The sequence below is a fragment of the Pseudorhodoplanes sinuspersici genome (assembly GCF_002119765.1).
Taxonomy (GTDB): domain Bacteria; phylum Pseudomonadota; class Alphaproteobacteria; order Rhizobiales; family Xanthobacteraceae; genus Pseudorhodoplanes; species Pseudorhodoplanes sinuspersici.
The window spans coordinates 1,408,293-1,423,088 of record NZ_CP021112.1 but is presented as its reverse complement, the minus strand read 5'-3'; the positions used below and the strand labels follow the sequence as shown (position 1 = coordinate 1,423,088).

Annotated in this window: 14 protein-coding genes; 5 read left to right on the top strand and 9 right to left on the bottom strand. The window is 61.4% G+C overall.

Features of this window, described 5'->3' with window-relative positions; translation table 11 throughout:
• Positions 1–24: 24 nt before the first annotated feature.
• A complete protein-coding gene (locus CAK95_RS07015; RefSeq protein ID WP_086087264.1) occupies positions 25–1,455 on the bottom strand; it encodes a sulfatase-like hydrolase/transferase in 1,431 nt (476 codons plus the stop codon).
• Positions 1,456–1,786: 331 nt separating this feature from the next.
• Between CAK95_RS07015 and CAK95_RS07010 the strand changes: the two genes are divergently transcribed.
• Entirely contained in the window at positions 1,787–1,999 is a 213-nt protein-coding gene (locus CAK95_RS07010; RefSeq protein WP_425349676.1) for a GIY-YIG nuclease family protein, read from the top strand.
• A gap of 73 nt (positions 2,000–2,072) precedes the next feature.
• Here CAK95_RS07010 and CAK95_RS07005 read toward each other — a convergent pair whose 3' ends face one another.
• On the bottom strand, positions 2,073–2,849 hold the full coding sequence (locus CAK95_RS07005; protein WP_086087263.1) for an ABC transporter ATP-binding protein: 777 nt from the start codon (positions 2,847–2,849) through the stop codon (positions 2,073–2,075).
• On the bottom strand, positions 2,846–3,859 hold the full coding sequence (locus CAK95_RS07000; RefSeq protein WP_086091253.1) for a FecCD family ABC transporter permease: 1,014 nt from the start codon (positions 3,857–3,859) through the stop codon (positions 2,846–2,848). The genes CAK95_RS07005 and CAK95_RS07000 overlap by 4 nt, the downstream gene beginning before the upstream one ends.
• An 18-nt stretch (positions 3,860–3,877) precedes the next feature.
• On the opposite strand from CAK95_RS07000, the gene CAK95_RS06995 reads away from it, so the two are divergent.
• Positions 3,878–4,759 (top strand): ABC transporter substrate-binding protein, encoded by an 882-nt coding sequence (locus CAK95_RS06995; protein WP_086087262.1) that lies wholly within the window; start codon positions 3,878–3,880, stop codon positions 4,757–4,759.
• Between the two features lie 156 nt (positions 4,760–4,915).
• On the opposite strand, the gene CAK95_RS06990 is transcribed toward CAK95_RS06995, so the two are convergent.
• Genes CAK95_RS06990 through modA form a run of 4 tightly spaced genes read right to left on the bottom strand, consistent with a single transcriptional unit; the run spans position 4,916 to position 7,918 of the window.
• Positions 4,916–5,704, bottom strand: coding sequence for a cobalamin-binding protein (locus CAK95_RS06990; protein WP_086087261.1), 789 nt, complete (start codon positions 5,702–5,704; stop codon positions 4,916–4,918).
• A gap of 27 nt (positions 5,705–5,731) precedes the next feature.
• The gene (modC, locus tag CAK95_RS06985; protein WP_086087260.1) at positions 5,732–6,418 is read right to left on the bottom strand and encodes a molybdenum ABC transporter ATP-binding protein; all 687 of its coding nucleotides are present in this window, start codon (positions 6,416–6,418) and stop codon (positions 5,732–5,734) included.
• Between the two features lie 2 nt (positions 6,419–6,420).
• Positions 6,421–7,116 (bottom strand): molybdate ABC transporter permease subunit, encoded by a 696-nt coding sequence (gene modB / locus CAK95_RS06980; RefSeq protein ID WP_086087259.1) that lies wholly within the window; start codon positions 7,114–7,116, stop codon positions 6,421–6,423.
• 4 nt (positions 7,117–7,120) lie between these two features.
• Positions 7,121–7,918, bottom strand: a complete 798-nt coding sequence (gene modA, locus CAK95_RS06975) for a molybdate ABC transporter substrate-binding protein (RefSeq protein WP_086087258.1) — start codon at positions 7,916–7,918, stop codon at positions 7,121–7,123.
• A gap of 277 nt (positions 7,919–8,195) precedes the next feature.
• Between modA and CAK95_RS06970 the strand changes: the two genes are divergently transcribed.
• On the top strand, positions 8,196–9,824 hold the full coding sequence (locus CAK95_RS06970; protein ID WP_086087257.1) for a GMC family oxidoreductase: 1,629 nt from the start codon (positions 8,196–8,198) through the stop codon (positions 9,822–9,824).
• Positions 9,825–10,054: 230 nt separating this feature from the next.
• On the top strand, positions 10,055–10,639 hold the full coding sequence (locus tag CAK95_RS06965; protein ID WP_086087256.1) for a Yip1 family protein: 585 nt from the start codon (positions 10,055–10,057) through the stop codon (positions 10,637–10,639).
• Here the strand turns inward: CAK95_RS06965 and CAK95_RS06960 are convergent.
• Positions 10,618–13,008 carry a hypothetical protein gene (locus tag CAK95_RS06960; RefSeq protein ID WP_086087255.1) on the bottom strand — a complete coding sequence of 797 codons (2,391 nt, stop codon included), beginning with the start codon at positions 13,006–13,008 and terminating at the stop codon, positions 10,618–10,620. The genes CAK95_RS06965 and CAK95_RS06960 overlap by 22 nt on opposite strands.
• Before the next feature lie 134 nt (positions 13,009–13,142).
• Between CAK95_RS06960 and CAK95_RS06955 the strand changes: the two genes are divergently transcribed.
• The gene (locus tag CAK95_RS06955) at positions 13,143–13,607 is read left to right on the top strand and encodes an Lrp/AsnC family transcriptional regulator (protein ID WP_086087254.1); all 465 of its coding nucleotides are present in this window, start codon (positions 13,143–13,145) and stop codon (positions 13,605–13,607) included.
• Here the strand turns inward: CAK95_RS06955 and mepA are convergent, their stop codons facing one another.
• Positions 13,608–14,528 (bottom strand): penicillin-insensitive murein endopeptidase, encoded by a 921-nt coding sequence (gene mepA / locus CAK95_RS06950; RefSeq protein WP_086087253.1) that lies wholly within the window; start codon positions 14,526–14,528, stop codon positions 13,608–13,610.
• Positions 14,529–14,796: the final 268 nt, after the last annotated feature.

Sequence of the window (14,796 nt, the reverse complement as noted above, 5' to 3'; positions counted from 1 at the left end):
TGTGCTTGTTTCAAATGCTGTCGCTTAATCCTTGCTCGGATTGCCATAACGATCGGCCCGGACCCGACCTGGTATGGCATGGGTGTTGGATTCCGGAATTTCCGGAAGCATGGTGCGGTTCCAGGCTTCATAATCGGCTTTGAGCCGCTCGAACGTGTCCTTATCACGCGCCTTGAGATTGGCTCTTTCGCGCGGATCGTCGGCAACGTTGAACAGGAACTCGTTGCCGTTGATCCGGAGATATTTCATGTCGCCGTCGCGCAGAGCGCGTTGACCGAATGCCTTGTAGCGCCAGTAAAGCTTACGCGGATGCGGCTGTGCTTGAGCGGTGAGCACCGCGAGAAGGTTCTCGCCATCGGGTGGATGGGCCGGATCGGGCGCGGCGCCGGCCGCCGCGAGCAGCGTCGGCATCCAGTCCATGGATATCATCGCTTGATCGCTGGTTGAATTGGCTGCGATCCGACGTGGCCAGCGGACCAGCATGGGGACACGCAACCCGCCTTCCAGCAATTCAGCCTTTGTTCCGGTAAACGGCCAAACATCGGAGAAGCGTTCGCCGCCGTTGTCGCTGGTGAAGATGACGATGGTGTTATCCGCAAGACCATTGGCATCGAGGGCCTGAAGGGCGCGTCCGATATTCAAGTCCAGGCTTTTGACCATCTCGCGATAGGTTTTCTGGGTGCCGCCGTCATAATGCATGAGACGGCGGATGCGGCGCGATTCCGCTTCGTCATGCGGCCCTTCCCACGGCCAGTGCGGCGCGGTGAAATGCAGGCTCAATAAAAACGGCTTGCCGTTGCGCGCCCTCTCATTGATCACCTTGACGGCGCGGTCGCCGAGAAGATTGGTGAGATAGCCGTGGTTCTCGATCGACGTCTCCTGTTCGTAGAGTTCGCCTTTCTCGTCGGCAGGGTTGGATTTGTGGCTGAAATAATCCACGCCGCCGGACATAATGCCGTAGAACTCGTCATAGCCGCTTTTGATCGGGCTGAAATGGGGCAGAAAGCCCATATGCCATTTGCCGACAAGCGCCGTGTGATATCCCGCCTTTTTCAGAATGGATGCGAGATTGGGATGCTGTGGCGGCAAGCCAATGTCCGGATTGCCGCGCGCTGATCCGCTGATCGGCTCTTCAAGGCCGGCGCGAAGCCGGTATTGGTATCGGCCGGTGATCAGGCCGATGCGGGTCGCCGAGCAGACCGATGAATTTGCATAGCCTTGCGTGAGCTTCAGGCCTTCGAGCGCGATCCGATCGATATTGGGAGTTTCGAAATCACGCTGGCCGTAGCAGCTCACATCGGCGTAACCGAGATCGTCGGCCATGATGAAAACAATGTTCGGCGGCCCCGACTGCGCTCGCGCCACGCCGTTCAGTCCCGCGCTGCCGATGGCAACCGAACCGGCCAAAGTGGTCTTGAGAACCTGACGGCGGGTGAGGGCATTCGGACGCGACATTGGTTTTCCTCCGCGAGCTTATTTCTTTGTTGCGGTCAAGGTTAGTGACCGGCGAGGACAAGTCTAATAACGGGGTGGATGTCAGTTATATGTGTTTGGTTATAGGTATGAGCGTGGGGAGAGCCGCCGTGCGTTCGATGCCTTGCGGGCGGTGACGTGCGCGCATGGCTACGGAAGATATTGGGGTGAGCTATTCCGTCAAACCAACCTGTCATTTTCCGTTCGTCTCCGCGAAAGCGGGGACCCAGGGTGATGCGATGGCTTTCTATGTTTATCTTCTCGCAAACCGCCGAAATGGGACGCTTTACGTCGGGATGACGGACAATCTATTGTGCGGGTATGGCAGCATCTTGAGGGCGTTGTTCCAGGCTTCACGAAGCAATACGGCATCAAGATACTCGTGTGGTACGAGATACATGAATCGCGCGAAGCAGCCATCGTGAGGGAGCGCCAGATCAAAAAGTGGAATCGACGCTGGAAGCTTCAGATGATCGAGACCACAAATCCTGCTTGGCGTGATCTCTATGATGAGATTGTTTTATGATTCTGGGTCCCCGGTTTCGCGGGGACGAACGGAGAGAAGTCTGACTCGTGTTTTTTGTTTCTACAACGTGTTTCTATAACGGTCTTCGCACCAGCGGCAGTTTCGCGCCGCCGATCTCGATCATATCCGCTTCGACACCGAACACATGGGCAATGCGCTCGGTGCTCAGCGCAATGTCGGGCTTGCCATCGGCAACGACGCGGCCTTGCTCCAGCACAATCACGCGATCCGCATAACGTGCCGCGAGCGCAAGGTCGTGCACCACGGCCAGCACGGCGCCGCTTTCATGAGCTGCGTGCCGCAGCAAATCCATCACCACGAACTGGTGTCGCGGATCGAGCGACATGGTTGGCTCGTCGGCAAGGACAATCGGCGCCTGCGTGGCCAGCACGCGCGCCAAGGCCACGCGGGCGCGTTCGCCGCCAGACAGCGTGGTGACGATGCGATTGGCAAAGGCTTTCGTGCCGGTGATCTCCAGCGCATGCATGACGGCATCGCGATCGCCTTGCGACACCGGCGAGAACGGATCGGCATGCGGATAGCGTCCGAGCGCCACGATCTCCGCTGCCGGTAGCGGCCATGAAAAATCGTGCCCTTGCGGTAGATAGGCGAGGCGTCGCGCACGTTCGCGCGCCGGAACGGACGACAATGCACGGCCTTCGATCTCGACTTCGCCGAAAGCCGCGACGAGTCCGGCCAAGGCTTTGATGAGTGTGGTTTTGCCGGCGCCATTCGGGCCAACCAATACGACAAACTCATTCGCCTGCAATGTGAGGCTGATATCATCGACAATCGTCCGTCCGCCAAGCCGAACGGAAACATTGCGCGCGGTCAGGAGAGGGGCGGTCATTCCGAATCGCCCTCCAGAAATTTCCGTTCGCTGAAGATCATCGACAGGAAGAATGGCACGCCGATGAGTGCGGTGACGACGCCGACCTTCAATTCGATGGCGGACGGGACGATGCGCACGGTGATATCTGCAGCCAGCAGCAGGGCCGCGCCGGCGAGCGCACCCGGCAGCATCACGCGCGCCGGATCATGCTTCACATAACGCCGAACGAGATGCGGCGCCACCAGTCCGACGAAACCGATGGCACCGGCGACAGCAACGGCGGCGCCGACGCCAAGCGCCGTGCCGCCAACCACCATCAGCCGCAAACGTTTGAGATCGACGCCCAGCGATGCCGCGGCATCTTCGCCGAGCGTCAGCGCGCGGAAGGCGCGGGCGGGCAGGAGCAGGATGATCCAGCTTGCGATCATGAACGGCATGGCGATCAGAAGATGATCGCGCGAGCGATCCTCCAGCGAGCCGAGCAACCAGAACGCAACTTCAAGTGCGATGAAGGGATTGGGCGCGAGATTGAGAATGAGCGCCGTGGCGGCCCCGGCAAAGCTTGCGAGTGCGAAGCCGGCCAGCAGCACGACTGTGAGGCTGGTGCGCTGGCCCGCGATCAGCACCAGGGCGCTGACCGATGCGAGCGCGCCGAGGATGCCGGCGACCGGCACCGCCAGCGACGTGGCCGACGACAATCCAAAAGCGATCATGAAGGACGAGGCGGCGGCGGCTGCTTGCGGTGCGCCGAAGATGGCCGGCTCCGCCAGCGGGTTGCGGAACAGTCCCTGCAAGGCGGCGCCGGAGAGCCCAAGTGTCGCGCCGATCAGGGCGGCCAGCAGCGTGCGCGGCAGCCGGATTTCGCGGACGATGATGGCGGCGGGGCCGTCGCCGCTCCAGAGCGCCGCCAATGCCGTTCGCGCCGGCAGACCCGCCGGACCGACCATGAGCGAGACCAGCATCAAGATGAGAACAAGGCTTATAAGCGCCGCATTGAGCCGCCAGGCATTTTTCGTTATCGCTTGCATGATGAGAGAACCAAAGAGATGCACTATGCCCGCGTGACGGAGTTTGTGCCAGCGAGCCTGCGGATCGCGCTGTGCACGGCGTTATGCGCGGTCGTGTGCGCGGGCTTTTGGGTTAACGGGGCGCATGCGGCAGATGCGCCGAAGCGGGTCTTATCCTTCAATCTCTGCGCTGACCAGCTTGTGGTGGCGTTGGCCGACCCCGAGCAGATCGCCGGGCTCTCGCCTTATGCGGCCGATCCCTCGCTGTCGGTGGTGGCGGACAAGGCGCGGCACTTCAGAAAAGTCGATTGGCAGGCCGAGTCTACGATTCTCTTGCAGCCCGATCTGGTGCTGGTCGGCCCGAATGACCGCTCGGTGACGCGGCGCATGCTGGCCGCGCAGGGACTTCGCTTCAAAGAGACGCCGTTTGTCAGCGATCTCGATTCGGCGCGCACCCAGATCCGCGACATGGCCGCTTTGCTCGGGCATCCCGAGCGCGGCGAAGCCCTGCTCGCCGATCTTGAGCGCGCACGCGGACGGCTGGCAGCGGTGGCGCGCAAGGACGGCAAGACGGCGATGGTGGTCGAGCGCGGCGGTTATACGCAGGGGCCGTCGAGCCTTGCCGCGACGTTGCTCGCCGAAGCGGGCCTCAAGCCGCCTGCGGGCGCGCCTGCGGGCTATGGCGGCTTCATTGCGCTGGAGAGGTTTCTGGTGCTGAAGCCGGATCTGGTTTTCCTCAAAGATCCGCCGAATGCTCCGACCGATCAGGGCGCGATGTTTCTTGTGCATCCGGCCTTGCGCGATCTCTATCCGCCGGAGCGCCGCTTTGCCTTGCCAACACGCTACACGATGTGCGGCGGACCGGCCCTGGTTGCAGCGTTCGACTACATGGCCGATGAGATGGCGCGGGTGGGAAAATAACCTTCTCGCGCAATGTGCAGGCTCTCTCATATATCGCTGTCATTCCGGGGCGCGCCTGAAAGGCGCGAGCCCGGAATCCAGAGCCACAAACACCGAGCCCTCCGCTCTGGATTCCGGGCCCGCGCTTCGCGCGTCCCGGAATGACAAGCTGGTGGATTAAAACGCCCGCCATTCCTCGATGATCGCAACGATGGCGTCGAGGCCGTCGGTCAGTGCGGCCGGGCCGGGCTGCAGGATCAGCGTCGATTTGATTTCGCGCAGCCAATTGTTCTTCACCGCGGGAATGGTATCGAAGCCAGGACGTGCGGCGACCTTCGACGGCACAAATTTCTTGCCGCACCATGAGCCGATGATGATGTCGGGCGCGGCGGCGATTACCGCTTCGGCTGAGATGATGCGCTCGGTCGCAGATTTCTTCATCGAGAGTTCGGGAAACACATCGATGCCGCCGGCAATCGCGATCAATTCGGAGACCCAGCGGATGCCGGATATCATCGGCTCGTCCCATTCCTCGAAGTAGATGCGCGGCTTGTGTTCGTGCAGCGCTGATGCCGCGCGCGTATCGTCAAGCTTTGCCTCTAACGCGGTCGCGAGCGCATCGGCCTTGTCGCGTGTATCGACCAGTGCGCCGAGCGTACGGATCATCGCGAAGATGCCGGCGATGTCGCGCTGGTTGAAAGCATGCACGGCGATGCCGGCACGGATCAGCGCGGCGACGATATCGGCTTGCAGATCGGAAAAGGTCAGAACGAGATCGGGTTCGAGCGCCAGGATCTTCGGCACATCGGCGCTGATGAAGGCGGAGACGCGCGGCTTTTCTTTCCGCACCTGTGGCGGGCGCACCGCATAGCCCGAGACGCCGACAATGCGATGATCCTCGCCGAGGAGATACAGCGTCTCCACGGTCTCTTCGGTCAGGCAGACGATGCGCCGTGGCGGGAACATGCGGTGATGTTACGGGAAAGCCATGTGTTACGCGAACGCTTCCTCGTCGCTGCGCGTCAGGATGTCAGGGCCGCCAAAGGCGGTGACACGCCCCGCCTCGATGCGCACGATCACATTGGCGATGCGTTTCAGTTCGCGGGCATAGTGGCTAACATAGACCATCGGAATGCGGGCCTCGTCACGCAATCGAATCAGATAGGGCATGATCTCGGCCTTGCGCGCCGGATCGAGCGAGGCGAGCGGCTCGTCGAGCAAAAGCAAACGCGGCTTCATCATCAAGGCCCTGCCGATGGCGACACGCTGGCGTTCGCCGCCTGAGAGTTTGCCGGGTCGCCTCTGCAGCAAGGGCTCGATATCGAGCATGGCGACGATGCGCTTCATCCCGTCCTGATCGGGCGCAATGCCGGCCATCCAGCGTCCGTAATCGAGGTTTTTCCGCACTGTCATATGCGGAAACAGCCGGCCCTCCTGAAAAACGTAACCGATATGCCGCTGGTACGCCGGCAGGTTGATGCCGCTTTGCACGTCGAACAGCACGGTGCCGTCGAGCGCGATGCGCCCGCGGTCCGGCGCGACAAGGCCGGCGATCATGTTCACCAATGTCGATTTGCCGGCGCCGGATGGTCCGAACAATCCGGTCACCAGACCTTCGCTCTCGAACGCGATGGCCATGTCGAGATCGCCGACGCGCTTTTGAATGTCGACGGCGAGCATCGTCATTCCCCATGCAGCCGGCGCGTGGCGCGGCGGGCGAGGATTTCGGAGGCGAGCAACGCGGCCATCGCAATGACGATGGCGATCACGACCAGGCGCAGCGCGGCGGCGTCGCCATCCGGTATCTGCGTGTAGGTATAGATCGCCGCTGAGATCGTCTGCGTTTCGCCCGGAATATTCGACACAAAAGTGATGGTGGCGCCGAATTCGCCCAGCGCCTTGGCGAAGCACAGGATGCTGCCGGCGATGATGCCCGGCATCGCCAGCGGCAGCGTAACCGTAACAAAACGCCAGAAGGCATTGGCGCCGAGCGTCGATGCGGCATCTTCAAGACGGCGGTCGATGGCCTCGAACGACAACCGGATCGGCCGCACCAGCAAGGGAAAGGCCATGATCCCGCATGCGAGTGCTGCTCCAGTCCATCGGAAAGAGAACACGATGCCGAAATGTTGGTCCAGAAAACTGCCGATCGGCCCGCGGCGGCCAAACGAGATCAACAGCAGATAGCCGGTGACGACCGGCGGCAGCACTAGCGGCAGGACGATCAAGCCGTCCAGCAGGGCTTTGCCGGGAAAGTGCTTGCGTGCGAGCAGCCACGCCGCCGCGATGCCGAATGGCAGCGCGACCAGCGTCGCAACCAATGCGATCCGTAATGACAGAAGGACCGCGGTCCATTCTTCAGGAGTGAGGTCCGGCACGCTCTTAAGACACCGGACGGATCAGAAAGCTAAATCCGTATTTTTCGAAAATATCTTTCGCGGCTTTCGTGCGCAGGAAGGTGAGATAGCCCGCGACATCCGGCTTCGCGGTTGCGACCGCGGCAACGGGATAGATGACCGGCTCGTGCGAATTGTCCGGGAAGGTGCCGATGATCTTCACGCCGGGGTCGACCTTGCCATCGGTTTCATACACGATGCCGAGGGCAGCTTCACCGCGCGAGACCAGCAGCAAGGCGGCGCGCACGTTGTCGGCCATCGCGAATTTCGGCGCGGCCGCTTGCCATGCGCCGAGCTTTTCCAGCGCCGCCTTGGCATAAAGACCGACCGGCACGGACTTCACATCGCCGGTAGCGATGCGGCCGTCGCCCGCGAGCTTGGCGAGATCGAAGCCCTGGCCAATGGTGACGTTGCCGATCTTGGAATCCTTCGGCGCGATCAGCACCAGCTTGTTGCCGAGAAGGTTGACGCGCGTGCCGTCCTTGATCGCCTTTTTCTCGGCGAGATAATCCATCCATTTCAGATCGGCGGAGACGAACACATCGGCCGGTGCGCCCTGTTCGATCTGCCGCGCCAGCGCCGAGCTTGCGGCATAGCTCGATACCACCCTGATGCCTGTCGCCTTGGTGTAGGCGGTGTTCACGTCATCGAGCGCATTCTTCATCGACGCGGCGGCGAAGACCGTGAGGGTCTTGTCCTGTGCCGTCGCGAGTTGCGGAGCGAACCCGATGACGCCGGCCAGCAGCGCGGTAAAAAGGCAGATGTTGAAGGCACGTCTCAGCATGGCGGTTCTCCAAAACATCCCCTCCCTACCCTCCACCGCTTGCGGGGGAGGGTAGGGAGGGGGCCGGGTGGCTTCGCCACGCCGGGATGACACATCATAATATGGGATGCGATGACGTCAGGAACCGCCGTTCCGTTTCAACCGGATGCGCGCGCAGCGCTGCCCGGATCGCGAGCGGACTTTAGCAACCTTCCGGCATTTGCCAAGATGACCTTTAAGATTGAACATAAAATCGCGATCACGTCGCGCTAGAACAAGAAGAGATGAGGGGAGAACCATGAACGCGCCGGGGCCGATCGAGGGCGAATACGACTATATCGTTGTCGGCGCGGGTTCGGCCGGCTGTGTGCTGGCCAATCGCCTGTCGGCCGACCCGGCAAAGAAGGTTCTGCTGCTGGAAGCCGGCGGGCGCGACAACTGGATCTGGTTTCATATTCCGGTCGGCTATCTGTTCGCCATCGGCAATCCGCGCTCGGACTGGATGTTTCGCACCGAACCCGTGCCCGGCCTGAATGGCCGCAGTCTCGCCTATCCGCGCGGCAAAGTGCTGGGCGGATCGTCCGCCATCAACGCGATGATCTATATGCGCGGTCAATCGGGCGATTATGATCATTGGCGTCAGCTTGGACTCACCGGCTGGAGCTGGGACGATGTGAAGCCGCTGTTTCGTAAGCAGGTCGATCACTTTCTCGGTGCGGGCGAGCATCACGGCGTTGGCGGCGAATGGCGCGTCGAATATCCGCGATTGCGCTGGGATATCACCGACGCCTTTCAGGACGCCGCGGCGCAGGCTGGCATTCCGAAATGCAGCGACTTCAACACCGGCGACAACGAGGGCTGCGGCTATTTCCACGTCAACCAGAAGATGGGGCGGCGCTGGTCGTCGGCGCGAGGCTTTCTCAAGCCGGCGCTCGGCCGTAGCAATCTGCGCGTCGAGACGGGATGTCTCGTTGAGAAGATAGAATTCGACGGCAAACGCGCGACCGGCATTCGTTTCCGTCAGAATGGCGAGGCGAAATTCGCGCGCTGCCGCGGCGAGGTGATCCTGTCGGCCGGTGCGATCGGCTCGCCGCAAGTGCTGTTGCTATCCGGTGTCGGGCCGGCTGCGCATCTTGCCGAGCAAGGCATCACGCCTGTTCTCGACAAGGCGGGCGTTGGCGAGAACCTGCAAGACCATCTGCAATTGCGGCTGATCCATAAAGTCACCGGCGTGAAAACGCTGAACGAAACTTACAAGTCGCTGTTCAATCGCGCGCTGATGGGGATTGATTATGCGCTGCGCCGTCGCGGACCCTTGACCATGGCGCCGTCGCAACTCGGCGCCTTCACGCGTTCCGATCCGCATCAAGAGCGGCCCAATATCCAGTTTCATGTGCAGCCCTTGTCGCTCGACAAGTTCGGCGATCCGCTGCACGACTTTCCGGCTTTCACCACCAGCGTGGCGAATCTGCGCCCGACCAGTCGCGGTTTCGTGCGGCTTCGATCCGCCGATCCGGCCGACAAGCCGGCGATCCAGCCGAATTATCTGTCGACGCCGGAAGACAAACAGGTTGCGGTCGATTCCGTTCGCGTCGCGCGCCGGATCGTGGCGCAGCCGGCGCTGCAAAAATTCAAGCCGGTGGAATATCTGCCGGGCGAGCAGGTGCGCAATGATGACGATGCAGCGCTGGCGAAGGCGGCCGGCGATATCGGCACGACCATTTTCCATCCGGTCGGAACGGCGAAAATGGGCCGCACGGATGACGCCATGGCCGTGGTGGATGAGCGCTTGCGGCTGATCGGCCTTGAGAATGTGCGGGTGATCGATGCGTCGGTGATGCCGACCATCACCTCCGGCAATACCAATTCGCCGACAATCATGATTGCCGAAAAGGGTGCGATGATGATCCGCGAGTATGCGCGGTAATACCCTCCGCTCGTCCCCGCGAACGCGGGGATCGATCCGACAGTCAGTCGATGGCGATCGGTAATACCCTCCGCTCGTCCCCGCGAACGCGGGGACCCAGAAAAGCTCCAGTCGTGTCTGACATTCTGGATTCCCGCTTTCGCGGGAACGAGCGGCTGAGGGGTCTTAATTCAAAATACACACGTGATAACTTGCGGCGACGATCCTCCGCGATTCGAAAGAGCTAACGCATGCCGCCGCTTCTCGCGCGCATCAAAAACATCATGCTGGAGCCGCGGGCCGAATGGCCGCTGATCGCGACCGAGCAGGGCAGCGCGTTGCGGGTGCTGCTCGGTTATGTCGCGATCCTGGCGGCGATCCCGGCGATGGCCGGCTTCATCGGCTCGACATTTATCGGCACATCGGTGTCGATCGGCACCTTTCACGACCCGATCTGGCTCGGCGTGTTCAAGGCTGTGCTCAGCTACCTGTTCTCTTTTGCCATCGTTTGCCTGACCGCGCTCGCCATTGACCTGATGGCGCCGTTTTTCGGTGCGCAACGGCATTTCATCAACGCACTGAAGCTCGCGGCGTACTCATTCACGCCGGTCTGGCTCATCGGCATTGTACTGATGTTTCCGAATTCGCGCTTCTTCACATTGCTTGGGATTTATGCACTGCGGCTATTATGGACCGGCGTGCATCCCCTGATGGGCGCGCCACGCCATCAGGTGCTGCGGTATTCGATCGCCATCGCCATCGTTGCCTTCGTCATCGTTTTCGCAATGGCGTTGATCCAGGCCGTGATCGTTTATTACGGCAGCGCCTTGAGGTAACGGATTGGCCGGCCGGCCGTCAGCGCCTGCGCCGCGGCGATGATCGCGTTCGCGTCGATGCCGTAGTGGCGATACAAATCCGGCAGCGAGCCGGTCTGACCGAAATGCTCGACGCCGAGCCCGCGCACGCGGTGGCCATGGATGGCACCAAGCCATGACAAGGTTGCCGGGTGACCGTCGAGCACGGTGACGATGCCGGCATGCGACGGCACATCGTCCAGCAGCCGCTCGATATGCGAGCGCGCATGAACAAGACCACGTTCGCGCGCGCGTTGTGCCGCCGTCCAGCCGGCATTGAGGCGATCCGCCGACGTGACCGCGAGCAGTCCGATATCGCGGCGATCTTCCGCCATCAGACCGACGGCTTCGATCGCTTCCGGCGCAATCGCGCCGGTATAGGCGACGATCACTTCAGCATTGGGTCCGGGCTTGCGCAGCCAATAGGCGCCATCAACGATGGACTGACGCAGCTCGTCGGTCATCGTGCGTTGCGGCTGTTCGATCGGCCGCGTGGAGAGACGCAAGTAAACCGAGCCGCCGGTTTCGTCGCGCAGCCAGTTTTTCTCCGACGCGGCGCCTTCGCCGTTCTTCTGAATATAGTCCAGCGCAAAGCGCATGATGGCGGCCAGCTCGTCGACAAAGGCCGGCTCGAACGAGGCGAGGCCATCCTGCGCCATGCCGATCAAGGGCTGTGCGATCGATTGATGCGCGCCGCCTTCCGGCGCCAGCGTGATACCGGATGGCGTCGCCACCACGATGAAACGCGCGTCCTGATAGCAGGCATAGTTCAATGCATCGAGACCGCGGGCGATGAATGGATCATACAGCGTGCCGATCGGGAGCAGTCGCTCGCCATTGATCGCATGCGACAGTCCGAGCGCGGACAAGAGGATGAAAAGGTTCATCTCGGCTATGCCGAGTTCGATATGCTGGCCCTTCGGCGAGAATTCCCACGCGAAGGTCGATGGGATGCGTTCGTTCTTGAAGGTGTCGGCCACGGTGTCGTGTCCGAACAGGCCGCGCCGGTTCACCCATCCGCCCAGATTGGTGGAGACGGTGACATCCGGCGACGTCGTGACGATGCGCGACGTATAATCGTCCTTCGCCTTGCCGATCTCGTTCATCAGCGCGCCGAACCCGCCCTGTGTCGACATCGTCGGTTGAATCGAAACGGGAAGTGTGTCGGGAATTTCAAGCTGCGGCGCCGGACCTTGCGGCTTGCGCTGTGCGAACGGCACTTTTTTCAGAAAGTCCCGCAGCGTTTGTTCGGGCAAGGTCAGCCCCTCAAACAGATCCCATTCATGGTCCGGCCGCACATTGTTCTGCGTGCGGAATGTTTCCATTTGCGCCGGCGTCATCAGTCCGGCGTGATTGTCCTTATGCCCGGCCATCGGCAGGCCGAAGCCTTTCACGGTGTAGCAGATGAAACAGACCGGGCGGTCGTGATCGATTTTCGCGAAAGCTTGCGTCAATGCCGGCAGGTCGTGACCGCCGAGATTGTTCATCAGCCGCGCCAATTCGTCGTCGTTGCGCCGCTCGATCAGTGCGGTGACATCACCCTGATCGCCGATGTCGTCGAGCAGACGCTTGCGCCAGGCTGCCCCGCCCTGAAACACCAGTGCCGAGTAAAGCTGGTTGGGGCAGGCATCGATCCAGGCGCGCAACTTCTCGCCGCCCGGCTCTTGAAACGCTGCCTGCTGCAGCGAGCCGTATTTGACGATGACGACATCCCAGCCGAAATTGCGAAAGAGCTGCTCGTAGCGCTCCCACAATCCTTCGCGCACGACAGCATCGAGGCTTTGCCGGTTGTAATCGATAATCCACCAGCAATTGCGCAGGCCCTGCTTCCAGCCGTCGAGGAGCGATTCAAAGATGTTGCCTTCGTCGAGCTCGGCGTCGCCGACCAGCGCGATCATCCGGCCTTCGGGCTTGTCCTTCGCCCAGCCATGCGCGTGCACGTAATCCTGCACAAGTGAGGAAAAGAGCGTCTGCGCGACGCCGAGGCCGACCGAGCCGGTGGAGAAATCGACGTCGTCGGTATCCTTGGTCCGCGAGGGATAGCTTTGCGCGCCTTTGTAGCCGCGGAAATTCTCCAGCTTCGCGCGCGTCTGGTGGCCGAGCAGATACTGGATCGCGTGAAAGATGGGTGACGCATGCGGCTTCACCGCAACCCGATCCTGCGGCCGCAGCGCGTCGAAATAAAGCGCGGTCATGATCGTCGCGAGCGAGGCCGACGAGGCCTGATGGCCGCCGACCTTCAGGCCGTCGACATTGTCACGGATGTGGTTGGCGTTGTGGATCGTCCAGCTTGCGAGCCACAGAACCTTCTTTTCCAGTTCGGACAGAATTTCCAGACGGGACGGCTGCATGGCGCGATCCTCAAGGCGTCGTTGGGATGACATAGTTGTCGCATGACGCCTTTGGCAGGGGTGTTCAAAATCGACCAATAAGTCGATCAATATTGGTATATTCAACCCATTCTTGATGATATATTGGTCGGATCATGCAACATCGGCTGGACGACATCGACCGCAAGATCCTGGCTTTGCTGCAGCAGGACGGGCGCATGAGCCTGGCCGATCTTGCCGACAAGGTGGGGCTGTCGCCATCACCGTGTCTGCGCCGCGTCCGCATCATGGAGAAGGCGGGGATCATCTCGCGCTATGTCGCGGTGCTGAGCCAGCAATCGGTCGGTTTGCCGGTCAGCGTGTTCATATCGATCAAGCTGGAAAGCCAGCGCGAGGATGCGCTCAACAAGTTCGGCAAGGCGATCGCGCGCTGGCCGGAAGTGCTGGAATGTTACCTGATGACCGGGCCGCGGGATTATCTTTTGCGGGTCGTGGTCGCCGATCTGGCTGCCTATGAGCAATTCCTCAAACAGAAGCTGACACGGCTCGATGGCATTGCCTCGATTGAATCGAGTTTCGCACTGGAGCAGGTGAAGTACACGAACGTGCTGCCGATTTGATTACTCCGCCACCAGCACCTGCCGGCATTCCTGCGGCAGATCCTTCATCGTCGCGTATCTGCGTGGCTTGGTCGGATCCGGCGGCGGCGGGAACAGGATTTTCGGTTTGAACCAATAGGCGAGTTCTTCGCCGCAACCGTCACTGTCGGGGGTCGGGTCCTGCGGCTTGCAGGTCGGGCTGTCCTTCGGACAAGAAATGCGGACGTGGAAATGGTAGTCGTGCCCGTAGACGGGACGGATCTTGTGCAGCCATGCGCGGTTGCTGCCGGCCTCGCGGCACAAAGCCTTCTTGATCGCCGCATTGACCAGCACACGCTCGACGGCCGGATCCTGTGCGGCGGCGCGCAGGATGCCGAGATGGCCCGGTGTCCAGACTTTCGGATCCACATCGAGCCGGTCCGGACGCACGACCATGGTGGCGGATGTCTCTTCGCGTTCCTGCCGGGTCAATTCGCGGTTCGGCATCGGTGTCAGCCAGATATCGGCATCGAGTCCCACCTGGTGGCTGGCATGGCCGGTCAGCATCGGGCCGCCGCGCGCCTGCGCCAGATCGCCGACCAAAAGGCCATTCCAGCCGACCTTCGGCGCCTTGGCGGCGAGCCGCTCAAGAAAAGCGATCAGGTTTGGATGGCCCCAATTGCGGTTGCGCGACAGCCGCATGACCTGCCAGTTCTGGCCATTCACCGGCAGGGCAATGCCGCCGGCGAGACAGCCGCGGGTATAGAAACCGATCGAGCGCGCCTGCAGATTGGCGGGCGTCGGCTTGCGGCCGAACAATTCCTTGGCCGGCGTTGCGGGATCGTTCGGATTGGCCAGCGGCGGCAAGGGCTTTGGATTGAGCGTGCCGCGATCCTGCGCGGCGGCGGGCCCGCACAATGCAGAAAGGAGCAGAAGCTTCAGCAGGAGTCGGCCGGAATCCATGTAGCTCGTTTAACCTCGCAGCGCTGATTTGTCAGCCCGCTTTACGTTGTCATGGCACACGGTCGGATGACGTTGCGGTTACTGCTGGTTTACGAAGACGCCTCGATTGTTCTTCAAGACGTCTGCATTGACAAAGTTATCCAGCAACTGCGCCTGTTGACAGATCATGAACGCGGCAGCGCTAGCATGTCTCTCAAGCGATACCGGATCGGGTCACCGGAATTGCGTTTGGCGCAATCATCTGCGTGGCACAACGAGCCGGGTGCAA